Genomic DNA, 16,568 nt, shown 5'->3' on the forward strand with positions numbered 1-16,568 from the left:
AGGCAATAATGCCCTTATCTCAAAGGTAAAACTCAAAACATAATTTTTTTCTTTTGCTTTTTTACTTTACAAGGCAAAAGGCAAAAGGCAAAAGTTAAATATAATTCCTTCTGACCTTTTGGTTTTTACCTGGTTAACTTGTAGTTTCTACTGCTTTTAGCACTCTTTGTAAGACCTCCTGGTAGGCATTCTCTACATTTCCTAAGTCTCGGCGAAAGCGATCTTTGTCCATTACCCGGCGGTTTGAGTCCTTTTCTGCGGTATCCCACAAACGGCAGGTGTCGGGGCTAATTTCATCTGCCAAGAGCAACTGCTGTTGTGAGTCCAAACCAAACTCTAGTTTGAAGTCTACTAGGGTAATGCCACACCGCTGCCAAAAGTTATTGAGAAATTCATTGATTTGCAATGCTAGATGTGTAATTGCGTCTACTTGTTCCGCAGTCGCTAGTTCTAGCAGGTACAGGCGATCGCGTGTCAACAAAGGATCTCCTAATTGATCGTTTTTATAATAGAACTCAACCAAAGGCTGTTTCAGAATTGTACCCACTGGTAAACCTGTTTGCTGACACAAACTGCCAGCAGCAATATTTCTGATCACCACTTCTAAGGGTAAAATCTTTACTGCCCTCACCCGCATTTGATTCGGGGCAGGACTATCGATAAAGTGAGTATTTATACCATAAACCTCCAACTGTTTAAAAAGCTGGCTGGAAATGCTACAATTAATTTTTCCTTTCCCTTCGATGTTGCCACGCTTTTGGGCGTTAAACGCCGTGGCATCGTCCTTAAAATCAGCCAACAAGACTTCTGGATCGTCCGTTGTATAAAGAACTTTTGCTTTGCCTTCGTATAACTTGGAATTAACAGACATGGTGGCAGGTAGTGTTTTAGGCGATGGACAAAAATTGTCCTTTGAGGCTTCACCATTTTATCTTTAGTTATTAACTATTAGCCATTGGTGATTATTTAAGAGGAAGCAGGGGCAGGTTAAAATAATTAATAACCAAATACCTAGCCCAATTTTCTCCTCTGGATCGCTGCTTAATAGCTAATTGCCAAATATTTAGGACTAAATCTCTAACTTTTAACAGAGGACAATTAGCTTTCGTATCTAGTATTCTCACCTAAGTAGTTTTACTATCAGGATTTTAATCAGTTTTGAAAGAATAAGTTACCAAGACATACTGATATGTCATAATAACTTGTACCTAAAGGTTTCGATTAAAGCTAATTACAATTTGAACTTCATAAATTAAGATGAGATAAATTGACAACCGTGAGGAAAATCAAATATTCTCTCCAGTTACTTTAGCGAAAAATTGATTGTGACATTTAACACACAAAATATTTCAAGCTTTATCTTCTAGTCTCAAAATCTGAATTAACCAATTCCCGATCAAGAATTGGAAAAGGAGTCGGACAATCTGATTTACCCCAATCTGACAAAAGTAAAGATTAGGTTAGCTAGTAATTCAGCTTCAGAAACCCAAACACAAGGTAAATTGAATAAATGGAGAAAAAAATAGTGAACAAGGATGATTTTCTCTTCCCTCGCGGTCGCTACTACGGTCAAGTTAAGCCAGAAAACTTGGTTTTTAATGCAAATCTCCAGGAATTTGCTCAACGGGTAAGTTACATTTGCAACTTAGAAACAGGCGGAAAAGTGCCTCCAGGTGCAGCTTACGAACAAATAAAGGATCTGTGGAAACAGTTGAAACGCTCAAAAAAAGAGCTAGGAATTGGCGAAGATCCGTTTCAAGATGACCAGGGAGAGACTAAAGATTGAATGGGGAATGGGATACGGGGCATTGGGAACTGATAAATCACAAATGACCAATACTTCTCTACGAGAGGCTGCGCCCGAAGCGTAGCTATGCCGCAGGCTTTACGACTACGCTCAGTACAAGTGACCAATGACTACTTAGTAAGCATTGTCCAAATACCATCCCAGGACTCTGGAGGCGGCGTTTGTTGGTAATTACGCGCACGCTCTAGGTGGATATCAACAGCTTGGTCTTGGGGTTGGATAGATTTGGCGGACTCGAAACAAGCGATCGCTTGTGAGAAGTTACGCGATAAATAAGCAGTGCGCCCAGTATGATAATGAAACAAAAACTCTTGAGTGTTGGCATTTAGGGGAGTATTGCGATCGCCAATTAACTCGTAAATATTAAGAGCCTGATGTTTCCCTTTGACTCGGATTTTATCTAACTGGCGCACCCAAATGCGATCGCTGCATAATTGGTAAGTAAATTCACTTAAAATAATATCACAACCGTAGTCCTTAGTTATCGCTTCCAAGCGCGAACTTAAATTTACACCATCTCCAATGACGGTGTAATCCATCCGTTTGCGGGAACCAATATTACCCGAAACCACATCCCCAGAACTAATCCCAATGCCAATACGAATTTGTGGCTGCGCCTGGATAATTCGCCGTTGGTTAAATTCCTCTAAGCGGCGTCTCATATCTAAGGCTGACTGTACAGCCCTCCAAGCATGATTTTCTGTCAATGGTAGTGGCGCACCAAATACCGCCATTAAGGCATCACCAATAAACTTATCGAGAGTGCCTTCGTGGTTAAAAACCGCCTCTACCATCGTTTCAAAATACTGATTGAGCAGCAATACCACCTCAGCTGCACCGAGATTTTCTGTAAGTGTTGTGTAGCCACGGATATCAGAAAACAAGATAGTTACTTCCTTCCGTTCGCCTACCATTAAAGCATCTTCCCCTAGTGCCATAACTTGTTCAGCTACATGGGGCGTCAGGTAGCGGGACATGGTAGTTTTCATGCGTTTTTCCTGAGTAATGTCTTCTAAGACCACCAAACCACCGCGTACGCCGCCTTCTGGGTTAGTCAGGGGATTAACAGTAAGATTGATATTGCGTTCTAATGTTTGTACCTCATGAGAAGTGAGAAACTCAGATTGGGGAGTCAGAGGTTGATTCCAGGGAATAAAAATATCGGCGTTAGTGCGATCGCGCTGTGCTAAAATTGGGTGCTGATTCCTAAGTCCTGTTAGCGGATAGCTAGGGTTTAGCCCGTCCTGATTTTCACTTAGCGCTTGATAAAGTCCCAGCATCAAACTTTGCTCTGGCACATAATGTTTAGCTCCCGTTTTGAGACTGTCTTCTAGTCGCATTTGGAGATTTTCAATTGGCACAACTTCCCAAACTAGGCGACCAATCAAATTTTGTTCCCACAAAAGCTTGTTGTTTTTACTATTAACGTCTCCTATCGGACAACCCAGCAACTCTAGGGCTGCATCATTAATCGTGACAATCTGTCCTGCCATATCTGTAGATATCACAGCATCTGACAAACTTTGTAAAATATCTTTTTGATACTGTTTTTCTAACAGTACATTTTCAAATAGCCGAGCATTTTCCAAGGCAATTCCTGCCTGATTATTAAAAGCCCGCATAAACTCTTCATCAGAAGCAGTAAAACTACTTTGTTGCTTATTAATTAATTGTGTAACACCAATCAATTCATTTGCAGAATTAAATACTGGTAAACATAAGATATTACGAGTTATATAACCAGTTTTTTTATCTATAGTCGGGTCAAAGCGGGGGTCTTTATAAACATCAGAAATATTTAAGGCTTCACCAGTGGAAGCTACATATCCAGCAATCCCACGATTAGCAGGAATGCGAATTTCTATCAAGTTTGTGCCATCTGCTGCCACTGCAACTTTCGTCGAGAGTTCGTTTAGCTCTTTACGATATAAAAACAGTGTACTGCGGTCTGCTTGCATTAAAATTCGAGCTTGTTCCATGACTATCTGCAAAGTTGCTTCTAAATCTAAACTTTGCCCCAGTGTCTGAGTTGCCCGCAACAAAGCCGTTGCACCTCTTTGATTACGAGCCGCTACATAAAAAGATTGACAGCTTTCCAGGATAATCCCAATTGAAGCCGCAAAGTCTCGAAAACGTTCTTCATCATCATGATTAAACGGAACATTCCCGGTTTTATTAGCTAGTTGCACTACCGCTACAGTCTGGTTTTTGCTACTGATAACGGGCATACATAAAATATTACGGATTTTATAGCCCATTTGTTTTTCAAGTTCTGGGCTAAATAGGGGGTGAGTATAAGTTTCAGATATATTTAGATATTGACCTGTAGTAGCAACATGACCGGGGATACCCACTGTAATGGGAGTACGAATTTCTAAGAATTTTTGGGTATTATCTTGAGGAACTTTTGACCACAGTTGACCTTTGTCATAGTCAACTAAAAAAATGGCTGTATGTTCTGCTTGGAGAATTTGACCAATTTTGAGTGTGATAGCTTCTAGTACTTTCTCCAACATAGTTTCTAGAGCTTCATTATTGATTAGTTCAATAGCTCTCAGAAATTGCTGGAACTCAGCAGTTATAAAGTCGAGTAAGCAAACAAATTCATTAACAGATAAGTCTTTGACGCGACGCAGTAGGGCGTGAGCACGATTAACTTGAGTCAGTTCAGTTAATGTAGCCAAGACGCTGCCAGAGTTGGGGAGTGTCATGGTAATTTTAGATTTTAGATTTTAGATTTTAAATTTTAAATCTTGGGCATTGGGCATGGTTATTTTCGTTTTCCTTCTCATCATCCCTTCTCCTCCCTAGATGCCACTCTCTACTCCCTACTCCCCGATTTTGCCCACTGTTCAGAAAATATCACCTTTTGATAGTAATCTTGTAGCTGTCTGGTGGCAGCTGCCCAACCCCAACTTTCTGCTTCCTGGCGGGCATTTTGACGGATGATGTCTCGTTGTTGTTTTTGTTCTAAGAGTCGAACAGTAGCAGCTAATGCTCCTTGAATATCTGCTGTTGGCTCAAAAAGATATCCGTTTACACCATCTGTCACAATATCGGGAATCCCGCCCGAACGGGCTGCTACCACAGGACAGCCAGCAGCCATCGCTTCTAGTAGCACTAAGCCTAGTGTTTCTGTGCGGGAAGGAAAGATGAAGGCATCAGCACTCGCAAAGGCAGAACCTAACTCTTGCCCCATAAGATAGCCAACAAAATAAGTGTTGGTGCCAGCAAAGTGTTTTTGCAATGCTTGACGGTGCGGCCCATCGCCAACCAATGCTAACCGTGCTTGGGGAATTGCTTCTAAAATTGGTTTAATGCGCTCAATTTCTTTTTCAGCCGAAAGTCGCCCAACATAAAGTAGCAATGAGCTTTCTGGATGATTTTGCGATAAGCGCGATCGCATCTCTACACTAGCTAAATCGGGGTGAAATAATTCTGTATCCACCCCACGCTGCCATAAATCTACACGTTCAATACCATGTGCTGTTAATTCCTCCACCATTGCTGTTGAAGTACACAGATTCAACGCTGCTTGATTATGAGCGCCTTTCAGTAGTTCCCAAAGAAAACCTTCCAGCATCCCTAAGCCGTAATGCTGGAGATATTGGGGTAAATGGGTATGATAAGAGGCCACCAAAGGGATTTTGAGGATTTTGCTATAAAATATGCCAGATAAACCCAAAACTGCTGGATTCACGACATGAATAATATCTGGCTTAAATTTTTCTAAAACATAACCAATGGCTGGGCGGGGTAATGCCATTTTCAACTCTGGATACAATGGCAGAGGAAAGCCAGTAACGCCGTAAACTTTAGCGCCTTTGTGTTCTGTGATGCCTCCATCAGGGGCAATCACCAACACCTGATTACCACTGCGCTGGAGATGATCGACAGTATGGCGCAGGCGCGTTACAATGCCGTCAACCTTGGGTAAAAAGGTTTCGGTAAATAGGGCAATTCTCATAAAAAACTATTCAGTCTAGGCAGATAATCTCAACTTAAGAGTGCATTTTGCTATTAAACACAGAGTAAACTGTCTCGCGTCCTGTAATCAATTCTGCACAATCAAAATAACTGTAGTAAACAGTAAATTTAGTAGTAGCTGGAAGATACGCCTGATAAATAATAAATAGTTGGTCGTCATATTGTGCTAAAATATGACGACCATTTTTAGACCCACGATTTACTGGGGTTTATTTTAATTTCTGTGCCAAGAGACTTTAGGCAGAATTTGTTTGTGATCTACTCGTGTCTGATACTTGATGGCAAAGTTTAAGAGAGAATCGAGTAGAGAATCAGAGAGTAAGTGAGGCTGTAAACCTAAATCGAGCAATTTTGTGTTTTTAGCGTTGAAGTAATGTTCTTCTTTCTCAACTCTGGGATTATCTAAATGATTGATTTCTACCTTCAATCCCATAGCATTACTAGCTTTTTTTACCATCAATGCCAAGTCGCCGACGCTGAATTGTTCGGTAAATTGGTTAAATACGCGGAATTCTCCAGCTTCGGCAGGGTTAGCGATCGCTAATTCCACACATCTGACTGTATCGCGAATATCCAAAAATCCGCGAGTTTGTCCACCTTTACCGTAGACAGTTAACGGATGTCCAATTGCTGCTTGAATACAAAAGCGGTTCAGTGCAGTACCAAACACACCATCGTAATCCAGCCGATTAATCAATAGTTCGTCTATCCCCGTTTCTTCGGTTAAAACGCCATAAACTACACCTTGATTTAAATCAGTTGCCCGCAATCCCCAAATCCGGCAAGCAAAGTGGATGTTATGACTATCATGGACTTTGCTTAAGTGGTACATTGAACCGGGTTGCTTGGGATAAGGTAGGGTATCCTTGCGTCCATTGTGTTCAATGGTAATATACCCTTCTTCGATATCAATGTTGGGTGTACCGTATTCGCCCATCGTTCCCAACTTCACCAAATGACAGTCGGGGAAATCTTCCCGCATGGCGTACAGTAAGTTCAACGTCCCAACTACATTATTGACCTGGGTGAGAACTGCGTGTTCTCGGTCAATCATGGAAAATGGGGCCGAACGCTGTTCGCCAAAATGCACCAGAGCATTTGGCTGAAATTGCTGTAATGTTTTATGGAGAAATTCGTAATTCGTAATATCGCCGATGAACAAGTCGATCGATTTACCTGTCAAATCTTGCCAGCGCTGGAGACGTTGTTGAATTAGTGCGATCGGAGTGAGAGTTTCGACACCAAGTTCATTATCCCAATGCCGCCGCACCAAACTATCTAGAATTCCAACTTCATAACCTCGATTGGAAAGGTAAAGAGCAGTTGCCCAACCGCAATATCCATCACCACCAATAACCAGGACTTTCATCTTCACCAGTTTTTACTCGCTGATAGCTAAATCTATCAGGTTTCTGTACCCTCTTAATCATTATTCTGAAGGAGATGTGGATTTTGGAGGGAGATGAAGGAGATAAACAAAACTCCTAACTCTTAACTCCTAACTCCTAACTCAGCACGGGCTAAACGCCCCGCTACCGCTAACAGCACTCAGCACTCCTAACGCCCAATGCCCCATTAAAACTTTGAAATCCGATACTGCTGGGCAATGTAATAAAACAAACGATAGTAATTTTGAAATTCTTGGCTCTTACTCCGTCCCTGTAAATGGTATTTCACTTGACTCTGAGTTAGCGTCAGTGTCATCGAACTTACTCCTCGTTCGACTTCTACAAGCATTACCCCAGCTACTCCTTGAGCGGTCTGAAAGTTGGATTTTATCTTTTTCATGGACTCTGGATCGAATGGCAGCTGATGACTTGCCCACCCGCGAATTTCCACTGAGTTATCCTGTGGTGAAATGAACGCAATTCCATCACCATTTTCTGAGGCTACTAAAGAAGTCCAATTACTCGGATATGGAAATTCAAAGCCATAACGAGAGTTAGTATAAGTTTTCCAAGCGATCGCTCCAGCGTTAAAATCATTTGCAGTACAACCCCACAGGATTATTAGCAGGGCAATGACTCCGCTAACACTGGCGGCAAACCGATAAATTCTTCGCCCCAAACTACAGATTTTATTAGCAGTAGCCATTTACATTACACATTTTGCCAAAGTTACTGATTTTATAGAAATACCAGAAACTCCGATATTGCACCATTCTCAATCAGCCAACTAGTTGCCACATCAATTTTAAGAGATTCGTAGTGGGCGATTTATCGCTCAATTTCAAGGGCTAGAGCCACTAGTGATGAACCATAAACCATCAAATATTATGGTGCAAGCAGCGCAAATATAAATAAATGTAACGAAAATGACGTTAAAACGTTTTACTGTCTTGACAAGCAAGAAAAGAACCGATAACTTGATATACATACCCGGGTAAGACCGTTAAAGAGTTATATGCAAACGCAAACTAAGCAAAAGGTCACTTTGTATTTATCGTCAGAGTTGCACAGAAAACTGAAGATTCGTTCAGCAATCGATTCCGAGCCAATGTCAGAACTTGCCGAGCGTGCCCTTGGTTTTTACCTGTCTAATCAAGAATTAGTTGACGAGTTAGAAGATTCTAGTTATGGGCGGACTCATAGAGTTTATTCATGTCCGACTTGTGATAGCTCACTAGTATTACGTGATGGGGAACTGGTTACTTTAGGCAATCAACCAGGAGTAGTTGGTCAAGAGCATCTTTCTATTGATGAGATGGATGAAGATGAAACCAATCCCAAGGGCGAGGAAGAGTTAGTTCCTTGCTAGATAGATATTCATGATTTGGTGGTCTTTACCAGAAGCAATGTCTCTACTGTCTCTATAAGGTCTCAAGTAGGTCGAAGTATGAAAGAAGAGCTCAATATCCTAATTCAAGCTCAATACCCTTTAATCTACCTTGTGACCTCCGAGGAAGAGCGGGCCGAGCTAGCAGTTTCCACAATCGCCCAGTTGTTAAAGCCCCAGCGCCGAGTATTTATTTGGACAGTAACACACGGGATTGTCGAGTATGGTCAACCCCGGAATGTCACCCAACATAATACCGTGTCTCCAGAGGCGGCGATTGAGTGGATAATTCGGCAGAAAGAACCAAGTATATTTATTCTTAAAGATTTACACCCCTTTATAGATGCGCCTGCGACTAACAGATCGTTACGTGATGCGATCGCTAGTTTCAAAGGTATGCAGAAGAACATCATTTTGATGTCTCCAATGCAACAAGTACCTATAGAACTGGAAAAAGAAGTTGTCGTTCTCGACTTTACATTGCCAGATATGGCTGAGTTAAATAAAGTCTTAACTCACCATATAGAGCAAAATCGCGGTCGCCGACTGACAACAGAAGCCAGAGAAAAACTTCTCAGAGCCGCTTTAGGTCTAACTAAAGACGAAGCTGAAAAAGTCTACCGTAAGGCACAGGTAACTACAGGACGTTTGACGGAAGATGAAGTAGATATCGTTTTATCTGAGAAAAAGCAACTAATTCGGCGCAATGGAATCTTAGAATACATTGAAGAAGATGAAACCATTGATGCTGTAGGTGGCTTAGAAGAGTTAAAAAGATGGCTCAAGCAACGCTCTAACGCTTTTACAGAAAGAGCGAGAGAGTATGGTTTGCCTCAACCAAAGGGGATGTTAATTTTAGGAGTTCCAGGTTGTGGTAAGTCGCTAATAGCCAAAACTACTTCCCGGCTGTGGGGTTTACCACTGTTGCGGTTAGATATGGGGCGAGTCTACGACGGCTCAATGGTGGGACGAAGTGAGGCAAATCTGCGAAACGCCCTGAAAACAGCAGAATCTATTTCCCCAGCGATTTTGTTTATCGATGAATTAGATAAATCCTTTGCTGGTAGTGGAGGTTCCTCTGATTCTGATGGGGGTACTTCAAGTAGAATCTTCGGCTCCTTCCTTACATGGATGCAAGATAAGAAATCACCAGTGTTCGTGATGGCAACTGCCAACCGAGTAGAACGCTTACCTGGCGAGTTCTTAAGGAAAGGACGCTTTGATGAAATTTTCTTTGTCGATCTGCCAACACCGGAAGAACGGCAACACATTTTCAATATTCACCTGACGAAACGCCGTGAAGACATCTCTCGATTCGATCTTGAGCAACTAGCCAAGATGTCTGATGGCTTTTCTGGGGCAGAAGTTGAGCAAGCGATCGTTGCGGCAATGTATGAAGCTTTTGCCCAAGATCGGGAGTTCACCCAACTAGATATTATTGCTGCACTGAAGGCAACATTGCCGCTGTCTCGAACGATGCAAGAACAAGTAACGGCTCTGAGAGATTGGGCCAGACAGCGCGCACGCCCCGCAGCATCCTCCGTAGCTGAATATCAGCGAATGGAGTTTTAAAAGCTTTCCTCTGCCATCCCAGGGGGAAAGGCTAGCTGAAAATGCTAGCAGTTATAACAAAAGCCGCATCCTGTTAAGCGCGGCTTCGCCCAAAACAAACCGTTGTCGTTTTTCTCAATCTTCTCATTGGAGGAAACCCAAATGTCTCACTTTAGCACCCTGCGTACCAAAATCACCGATGCCGAAATCCTCAAGGCTTCCTTGCGCGACCTCGGTATCAGCGTAAAGACTGAAGCTGATGTCCGTGGTTATAACGGTCAGCGTGTCCGTTCTGACATCGTAGCTATGTTGGATGGCGAATATGACCTCGGCTGGTCTCGCAACAGCGATGGTTCTTTTGACCTAATCGCTGACCTGTGGGGCGTTGCTAAGAAGCACAACCAAACCGAGTTGATCAACTCAATCAACCAAAAGTATGCCGTTAACAAAACTTTGGCTGAAGTAAAACAGCGCGGTTTGCAAAACGCCAATGTGAAGTTGGTATTGCAATAACAATTTCTCTGCGCGTTCCCAAAGCTGCACGGGTTAACCATATAAATAGCGGTTAGCCCGCTTTTTTATCGGGACTGAGATTTATTTCTCAGTCCCTATTTTTTCGGCTTCAGTTTTTTGTAAACATTGGCGAAGTTTATCAGGTAAAGCATTCACAAATACTAGAGCATCTTTGTAAAGTAGATAGATTTCATCAGATGTTTTTTCTAGAGAGAATGTACCAAAATCTTGATGAACTAATCTATTTCTTTCACGTCCTATTTCAAGAAATGCCTTAATAGATGAACTCAGCTGTTCGCTATTTCTAACTTCTTGTTTGATAAAATTTGAAAATATATCACCAAATAAACCAAAAAAACTATTTGCATTTGTATCTTTCCAACTGAAATACGTATGATATTGTCTGCTTATAGCCTTATTATTCACAAAGGAAACTAAAAGCTCGTTTTTGTTAGATATTTCACCCATGTATTCAAGAATGTCATTAGTTATACGGTGTTCAAAATAACTTGCTGCGGATAAAAGTAAAGCTTTTCTAAAATTTTCATCTACTGTATTTCGGAGTGATATTTCATTTCCTTGTTCAATATATTCTATTAAAGTTTTAAACTCTTTATAGAGCCTATCAACACCTGTTTCTTTTAGCACTTTTTTACCCTTGAATACCTAAAATATCTTTAGCCCGTTTTAAACGAATTTCAACATTTGTCTTTTTGGTTGTGCCTTCTGAGGAAGCCTTTATAAACTGTCCATCGATTTCTATTTGCTTAATTTTACTAATGTCTACAAGAGAATCTAAAAACTCATGCTGTAAAAATATTGGTTTACATACACTGGCAAATACAGCTTCAAAAAGCGCTATATGAAAGCGTTTGTTACGTTTTCCAATAAATGGATCTTCAGGTAAAGATTCAAACTGCTTTAGAAATGATTTAAACAAGTTCTCAAGATAATCATTTTGCTCTTGAGTGTTTTTTCTACTCCTTCTTGAAAAATTATTTAAAAACTTTGGTAGTGACGGAGCATAGTCTTCTCCATCAATCAGCATAGCAAAACCTCGAAGTAAAAGCTCAACATCTTTCATGTGAATATCTGGCTCATTCATTTGTAATAATTTTCGCCATCCTTCTTCCATATTTAGACGATTAAGCATTTCGTAAAAAGGAGAATGATATAAGCTGGCTCTAATCTCTTGCGGATACAAATTAACACCACCCGAATTTAAACGATTAAATATTTCATATATTGAAGAACTATCATCTTTAGGGAAGTTTTGTTTAACTATTACGTTCCGAATAGGTCTAAGCTCAAACTGTGTTTTGTAGTCACCTAAAGTGTGGTAATTAAGTCCTTTAAATTTATTAGGCTGTTCGGGAAGCTTTTGTGTAAGACTTAGATCAAACTTACTAAAATAATTTTCGTTGCTCAAGATGTTATCAGGAATAGAACCATCTTTTTCAAATATTCTTCTTAGTTCAACACGTTTCTCCTTAAGAGGAAATCTACCTTTAATGAAATAGTATATAGACATTAATCGTTGCTGTCCGTCAATAATTAAAAACTTATTTCTTGCTTCTTCATATAGAAAAATTTGTGGAATTGGTAAACCTAAAATTATTGATTCAATCAGCTTAGATGCTCTGTTTATATCCCAAACATAATTTCTTTGAAATCCTGGTATTTTAACAGCACCAGATTCCATAAAATTGTAAATCGTTATTACATTAAAATCATTTGGTGTAGAGGTTAAATCATATTCATCAATTTGAAAATCATCCTCTTCGTCAGCATAATCATTAAACCAAATTTGTTCTTCATCAAAAGGGTAATTATTATCCATAACAATAATTTTTGCTTTTACTATGCACTGTTTGGTTAGTAATAGATTATACTCTTATACCTTACATCTATGGGGACATTAGCAATCTTGAGCCTGTCTCTGTGCTTTCTGATGAACAAGTCCTAGTGCTGACTGAACTGGAAATGCAATCGGAACAGGATGCTCGGTTAAGCGAACTGCTCGATCGCTCAGAGTTACAAACCTTGATGCAGGTTTATCAAGAAGGACTTTTAAGAAAAGCCACTGCGTTAAGCGAAGCTGTCAAACGTGGGTTGATTGAACACTGAAATTTGAGCAAAATTACAGGCAAAGTAAACGTTATTCCGCTTTTTTATGATTTCAAATCTTCACGCCATGTAAAAATAATTTGCTCCTCAGCTTGCCTAAATTCAATATTAAATTTATCAAATACAACTTCTCGCCCTAAAAGCAATTGTTCTCCGCCTGTATTGGTTTGTAACCATGCTACGGGAGTAATAAAATTGTGTTCATCAATTGTCATTTCGACATTGCGTAAAACTTACTCAACTCTGCCACCTATAGTTTCTGCCAACAAAGTTGATTCGGAATCAGCCAAAGCATAGCCTAAATCTTGACCAACTTTTAATGAAATTAAACTTAATTCAGCACCAAAATCTACTAACATTGTTGTATTAGATTCTATATCTCCGTGTTTTAAAATAACCCTATAATTTGGTTGCCAATCATGTCGAGCAATGCTGCGGAAGCGAATTGGTAAAATTCATTTCTATAGAAGCAGTGCGACGGGGAACTAGGTAAATTAAAAAAGGCTGTTTTGAAGCATTACCTAATGCTAAAACTTCGCGCAAATTTTCGCTGTGGGCAATTATTCCATTTGCATTGTAAGCGATGTATTGATTTTTATATAAATCTAATAACATCTGGCGGTTACGATTTAACCACTTGAACATTTCATCTGTTTCTCTTTTAGAGGGAGTTGTGTTCATATATTTTATGTTGTCCGTGGATATAGAATATATATGGCACTATTTTAATTGTTTGGTGCAATAGGTGAGTTACCAAAACTGACTTAAATCTAAATCTAAAATAAACCCACCACTAGAAGTAAGACCCTTCACCTGTATCATTTTGCTTGTTGATGGTAATGTGCGATCGCATCGCCGGAGATCCACTTTTGCACCTATAACTTAGACTTAAAAAAAAGCTTAGTATCGATGAATCAAAGTCTAAGTGCTACTCCCAGCCTGGAAGAACACACTCATGAAAATCCTGTTGCTACGAAACAACAGCTATTTAGGAAGCAACTAATTGTCCTTACCTTGGAAATGCTTTTGGCATTACCTCTGGGATTACTCCTCGCAAAGTTCCAAATTGGCAGGATTGCCTGGATATTTGGCGGGATTGCGGCTGGTACAATGGTTCTCCAAGGGTGCCGAATTTTTTATCAATATTCCCCCCAACCTAACCGCACTGCTAGAAAAGTGGGAATGGCACTTGTCGGCTTAACTGTCGGCGCTTCCAATTCCCACGCTAATCTAGCTAGTATTGCTTCCGGTATTCCTATATTTATTTTTCTTACCTTATTTCTGCTGCTAAGTGGAGGCTGTATCGGTTACATTTACTCTCGCGCCAGCAAAACCAACCTATTTACAGCAATGCTGGCTACAGTTCCTGGTGGTGTAGGAATTATGGCCGCGATCGCAGCCGATTACAATAAAAATGTTAGCTTGGTTGCCCTAGTACAGGCGATTCGCGTTACCTGTGTAGTTGTTCTAATTCCCTTCATCGCTAGAACATCAGCTGGTAATTACTATCCGCAAACACTCCCAATCAAAGCTGCTTGGCTCAATCTCGATCCATCTCAACTAGAATTACTCTTGTTAGTACTTTTAATCACTGGATTAGTAGTTTATCCAGCTATATTATTTAAAATTCCCGCCGGCGATTTCTTTGGGGCATTGTTGATTGGTATCGGATTTAATCCTTTGCTGCATTGGCTGACTTTTGTGGGTGATATTAGCTTTAGTCCGCCGCCTTTAATTAACTTATTGGGCCAAATGCTCCTGGGAATTACGATTGGTGAATATTGGGGAGACAAACCCAACTTTAGAAAGCGGACTGTCGCCTATGCCTTGATGTCTGTGGGTATGACCCTCATCGCCGGAGCGATCGCTGCTATACTTGCGATGCAATTAACCTCTTGGGACTGGTTAACCTGTCTTTTAGTCACAGCACCAGGAGGATCGGCAGAAATGATCCTAGTTTCCCTAACATTGAATCATAATGTTGAAATTGTCACAACTGGCCATTTGGTGCGACTAATTGCGATTAATAGTTCTCTACCGCTTTGGCTGTTTTTGTTTCGTCGTCTGGATAAGGAACTTTCTGAGCCAGTTTAATCCTTCTTAAAAATAAAGGTCAAATTACCCAACTTTGCTCAATTGGAACCTTCGTTGCTCAAATCTAGTACTATCTAATCTATTTAGGAAAAACGAATTTCTTCAATAAAAGAGATACTATCAAAAATACCATCTTTCAAAGCTTGTGCACTACGAACTCGGTGATTTTCATCGAGTAAAGTTACTGTTTCTACAAATGTAATTAGCGCGTTATCTTGAGCTTTCGTCATCCGAAAGTGAATTGTGTGTTGGCCTGCATCCAAAGCGATCCCAGAAAAATTAGAATAATTGCTAGAAAACAATTTCAGAATCCTATCTTCAAAGTATCCTTCAAAATTAAGCTGGAGATGAGAGCCATCTGAGTATTCATAATTGTTAACTTGTCGGTACTGACTCCCCTCAATCAAGATGGTAATAGTAGCGAAAAAGCTGCCAGAAAAATGTCCGCGTTTATCAGTTTTGATAAACTCACCTTTCCAAGTGCCAATATGACGTGTAAAAATTTCTGGAACTTTCTCCAGATCGGGAGATGTCGCAGGGGTGATGATATCTTCGCTAATTACAGGATCGTTACTCATTAATTTTAGATAAAAACTAATTTTACTTGGAGTTTCACTTGACTAACGACGACCAATTTTCTGGCTCATTTCCCGACTCGTGCGTTGATATTCGTGGACAATGGGTAATCTTTCCGTCTGATAATTTTCCAGAGCTTCGGCAATACTACCACTAGACGTGAGATGTTGCGTTAAAGACAAACCATCTTCCCAACCTGAAGTCATGCCTCTAGCGCGAGTCGGACTTTTTGCGTGAGCCGCGTCACCAATTAAAAGAACACGACCATCATAAAGTTGAGGCAGGGGATCGATGTCATAGGAATAACGACAGATAATATTTTCCACAGGGGTTGACTGAATTACGTTTCGTGCATCCTCTGGGAGTTTTGCTAATTCTTGGGGAGGAATAGATATATCAGTCGGTTGTAGTGCGCCTATTTCAGAATCCGTCTGCTCTTTTTCTATAAAGAAACCCCAATGAGTCAGATTTCCACCAATATGAAAGAAATTTGCATAAATTCCTCGACCGCGTACATAAACAAAAAAGTTTCCTTCTGGACAAAAGCTATTATCTGTCACAATCCCTCGCCAAACTAGATCGCCTAAATAGCATAGTTCTACATTCGGAACCACAAACTGCCGAACCTTAGAAAGAATGCCATCAGCACCCACTATCAAATCCCCTTCCCAGTGACTTCCATCTTTAAAGTGTGCGATCGCGCTATTCTCAGTCTGCGTTATCGAAGCTAATTGAGCGTTAAAATGAATATTATTAGGGGGTAAAGTATCGAGGATTGCTTCTAAAATCGCTTTCCGGTGTACGAGCATTCCTGGTAGTTCATCTTCAGCATAGGTGACGGTTTCTGAATTGATAAATCCACCTTTAAGGTTGCGAAACTCGAATAATTTGACACGATCGCCTGAGTTAATAATTTTTTGGCTGATTTGAGGGTTTCCTTGATCAAGTGCTTTCATACCTGATTGGACAATAAGAATGCCACATCCATCGGTACGCACTACGGGAGCTTTTTCAAACAAGTCAACTTGAAACCCTTCTTGAATAAGTAAACTTGCAAGATAAGCCCCTGATGTCCCTGCGCCGATAATACCTATCTTGCTGTTGGAAGAAACCATCTGTGACTCTCTTGATTTAATCT

Annotated in this window: 18 protein-coding genes; 6 read left to right on the top strand and 12 right to left on the bottom strand. The window is 40.5% G+C overall.

Going from position 1 to position 16,568, the window contains the following annotated elements:
- Window positions 1–133: 133 nt before the first annotated feature.
- On the bottom strand, window positions 134–871 hold the full coding sequence (gene purC / locus V7K44_RS17810) for a phosphoribosylaminoimidazolesuccinocarboxamide synthase (RefSeq protein ID WP_334933258.1): 738 nt from the start codon (window positions 869–871) through the stop codon (window positions 134–136).
- 639 nt (window positions 872–1,510) lie between these two features.
- Between purC and V7K44_RS17815 the strand changes: the two genes are divergently transcribed.
- A complete protein-coding gene (locus tag V7K44_RS17815; RefSeq protein WP_292731577.1) occupies window positions 1,511–1,786 on the top strand; it encodes a DUF7219 family protein in 276 nt (91 codons plus the stop codon).
- A 131-nt stretch (window positions 1,787–1,917) separates the two neighbouring features.
- Here V7K44_RS17815 and V7K44_RS17820 read toward each other — a convergent pair whose 3' ends face one another.
- The 4 genes from V7K44_RS17820 to V7K44_RS17835 all read right to left on the bottom strand — a co-directional run bounded on the left by V7K44_RS17820 (window position 1,918) and on the right by V7K44_RS17835 (window position 7,888).
- Window positions 1,918–4,518, bottom strand: coding sequence for a GAF domain-containing protein (locus tag V7K44_RS17820; RefSeq protein WP_334933259.1), 2,601 nt, complete (start codon window positions 4,516–4,518; stop codon window positions 1,918–1,920).
- 110 nt (window positions 4,519–4,628) lie between these two features.
- Complete coding sequence (locus tag V7K44_RS17825) at window positions 4,629–5,774, bottom strand: glycosyltransferase family 4 protein (RefSeq protein ID WP_334933260.1); 1,146 nt, start codon at window positions 5,772–5,774, stop codon at window positions 4,629–4,631.
- A gap of 234 nt (window positions 5,775–6,008) precedes the next feature.
- Window positions 6,009–7,163 (bottom strand): NAD-dependent epimerase/dehydratase family protein, encoded by a 1,155-nt coding sequence (locus V7K44_RS17830; protein WP_334933261.1) that lies wholly within the window; start codon window positions 7,161–7,163, stop codon window positions 6,009–6,011.
- A 206-nt stretch (window positions 7,164–7,369) separates the two neighbouring features.
- Window positions 7,370–7,888 (bottom strand): hypothetical protein, encoded by a 519-nt coding sequence (locus tag V7K44_RS17835; RefSeq protein ID WP_334933262.1) that lies wholly within the window; start codon window positions 7,886–7,888, stop codon window positions 7,370–7,372.
- A gap of 309 nt (window positions 7,889–8,197) precedes the next feature.
- On the opposite strand from V7K44_RS17835, the gene V7K44_RS17840 reads away from it, so the two are divergent.
- The 3 genes from V7K44_RS17840 to V7K44_RS17850 all read left to right on the top strand — a co-directional run bounded on the left by V7K44_RS17840 (window position 8,198) and on the right by V7K44_RS17850 (window position 10,633).
- A complete protein-coding gene (locus V7K44_RS17840) occupies window positions 8,198–8,551 on the top strand; it encodes a hypothetical protein (RefSeq protein ID WP_094350627.1) in 354 nt (117 codons plus the stop codon).
- A gap of 78 nt (window positions 8,552–8,629) precedes the next feature.
- Complete coding sequence (ycf46, locus tag V7K44_RS17845) at window positions 8,630–10,141, top strand: stress-responsive protein Ycf46 (RefSeq protein WP_334730886.1); 1,512 nt, start codon at window positions 8,630–8,632, stop codon at window positions 10,139–10,141.
- 141 nt (window positions 10,142–10,282) lie between these two features.
- Window positions 10,283–10,633 (top strand): DUF1257 domain-containing protein, encoded by a 351-nt coding sequence (locus tag V7K44_RS17850; protein ID WP_012407317.1) that lies wholly within the window; start codon window positions 10,283–10,285, stop codon window positions 10,631–10,633.
- Window positions 10,634–10,714: 81 nt separating this feature from the next.
- Here V7K44_RS17850 and V7K44_RS17855 read toward each other — a convergent pair whose 3' ends face one another.
- Entirely contained in the window at window positions 10,715–11,281 is a 567-nt protein-coding gene (locus V7K44_RS17855; RefSeq protein WP_334933263.1) for a HEPN domain-containing protein, read from the bottom strand.
- A 4-nt stretch (window positions 11,282–11,285) separates the two neighbouring features.
- On the bottom strand, window positions 11,286–12,473 hold the full coding sequence (locus V7K44_RS17860) for a DUF262 domain-containing protein (protein WP_334933264.1): 1,188 nt from the start codon (window positions 12,471–12,473) through the stop codon (window positions 11,286–11,288).
- 11 nt (window positions 12,474–12,484) lie between these two features.
- Between V7K44_RS17860 and V7K44_RS17865 the strand changes: the two genes are divergently transcribed.
- Window positions 12,485–12,760, top strand: a complete 276-nt coding sequence (locus V7K44_RS17865; protein WP_334933265.1) for a hypothetical protein — start codon at window positions 12,485–12,487, stop codon at window positions 12,758–12,760.
- Window positions 12,761–12,804: 44 nt separating this feature from the next.
- Here V7K44_RS17865 and V7K44_RS17870 read toward each other — a convergent pair whose 3' ends face one another.
- The 3 genes from V7K44_RS17870 to V7K44_RS17880 are packed head-to-tail and all read right to left on the bottom strand — an operon-like array spanning window position 12,805 to window position 13,441.
- Window positions 12,805–12,975, bottom strand: coding sequence for a hypothetical protein (locus V7K44_RS17870; RefSeq protein ID WP_334933266.1), 171 nt, complete (start codon window positions 12,973–12,975; stop codon window positions 12,805–12,807).
- Window positions 12,976–12,993: 18 nt separating this feature from the next.
- Window positions 12,994–13,119 (bottom strand): hypothetical protein, encoded by a 126-nt coding sequence (locus V7K44_RS17875; RefSeq protein ID WP_334933267.1) that lies wholly within the window; start codon window positions 13,117–13,119, stop codon window positions 12,994–12,996.
- Window positions 13,120–13,177: 58 nt separating this feature from the next.
- Entirely contained in the window at window positions 13,178–13,441 is a 264-nt protein-coding gene (locus V7K44_RS17880; protein ID WP_334933268.1) for a DUF5678 domain-containing protein, read from the bottom strand.
- Window positions 13,442–13,669: 228 nt separating this feature from the next.
- Here V7K44_RS17880 and V7K44_RS17885 point away from each other — a divergent pair, with 228 nt between their 5' ends.
- A complete protein-coding gene (locus tag V7K44_RS17885) occupies window positions 13,670–14,854 on the top strand; it encodes an AbrB family transcriptional regulator (RefSeq protein ID WP_334933269.1) in 1,185 nt (394 codons plus the stop codon).
- A gap of 83 nt (window positions 14,855–14,937) precedes the next feature.
- Here the strand turns inward: V7K44_RS17885 and V7K44_RS17890 are convergent, their stop codons facing one another.
- Both V7K44_RS17890 and V7K44_RS17895 read right to left on the bottom strand, forming a co-directional pair.
- On the bottom strand, window positions 14,938–15,432 hold the full coding sequence (locus V7K44_RS17890) for a DUF3598 family protein (protein WP_334933270.1): 495 nt from the start codon (window positions 15,430–15,432) through the stop codon (window positions 14,938–14,940).
- Between the two features lie 42 nt (window positions 15,433–15,474).
- Entirely contained in the window at window positions 15,475–16,545 is a 1,071-nt protein-coding gene (locus V7K44_RS17895; RefSeq protein ID WP_334933271.1) for an FAD-dependent monooxygenase, read from the bottom strand.
- Window positions 16,546–16,568: the final 23 nt, after the last annotated feature.

Source organism: Nostoc sp., assembly GCF_036917235.1.
Lineage (GTDB): Bacteria > Cyanobacteriota > Cyanobacteriia > Cyanobacteriales > Nostocaceae > Nostoc.

Coding starts and splice junctions, on each gene's coding strand:
- V7K44_RS17815 (WP_292731577.1), top strand. CDS start 1,511: ATGGAGAAAAAAATAGTGAACAAGGATGATTTTCTCTTCCCTCGCGGT.
- ycf46 (WP_334730886.1), top strand. CDS start 8,630: ATGAAAGAAGAGCTCAATATCCTAATTCAAGCTCAATACCCTTTAATC.
- V7K44_RS17825 (WP_334933260.1), bottom strand. CDS start 5,774: ATGAGAATTGCCCTATTTACCGAAACCTTTTTACCCAAGGTTGACGGC.
- V7K44_RS17890 (WP_334933270.1), bottom strand. CDS start 15,432: ATGAGTAACGATCCTGTAATTAGCGAAGATATCATCACCCCTGCGACA.
- purC (WP_334933258.1), bottom strand. CDS start 871: ATGTCTGTTAATTCCAAGTTATACGAAGGCAAAGCAAAAGTTCTTTAT.
- V7K44_RS17820 (WP_334933259.1), bottom strand. CDS start 4,518: ATGACACTCCCCAACTCTGGCAGCGTCTTGGCTACATTAACTGAACTG.
- V7K44_RS17870 (WP_334933266.1), bottom strand. CDS start 12,975: ATGACAATTGATGAACACAATTTTATTACTCCCGTAGCATGGTTACAA.
- V7K44_RS17875 (WP_334933267.1), bottom strand. CDS start 13,119: ATGTTAGTAGATTTTGGTGCTGAATTAAGTTTAATTTCATTAAAAGTT.
- V7K44_RS17835 (WP_334933262.1), bottom strand. CDS start 7,888: ATGGCTACTGCTAATAAAATCTGTAGTTTGGGGCGAAGAATTTATCGG.
- V7K44_RS17830 (WP_334933261.1), bottom strand. CDS start 7,163: ATGAAAGTCCTGGTTATTGGTGGTGATGGATATTGCGGTTGGGCAACT.
- V7K44_RS17840 (WP_094350627.1), top strand. CDS start 8,198: ATGCAAACGCAAACTAAGCAAAAGGTCACTTTGTATTTATCGTCAGAG.
- V7K44_RS17880 (WP_334933268.1), bottom strand. CDS start 13,441: ATGAACACAACTCCCTCTAAAAGAGAAACAGATGAAATGTTCAAGTGG.
- V7K44_RS17885 (WP_334933269.1), top strand. CDS start 13,670: ATGAATCAAAGTCTAAGTGCTACTCCCAGCCTGGAAGAACACACTCAT.
- V7K44_RS17895 (WP_334933271.1), bottom strand. CDS start 16,545: ATGGTTTCTTCCAACAGCAAGATAGGTATTATCGGCGCAGGGACATCA.
- V7K44_RS17860 (WP_334933264.1), bottom strand. CDS start 12,473: ATGGATAATAATTACCCTTTTGATGAAGAACAAATTTGGTTTAATGAT.
- V7K44_RS17850 (WP_012407317.1), top strand. CDS start 10,283: ATGTCTCACTTTAGCACCCTGCGTACCAAAATCACCGATGCCGAAATC.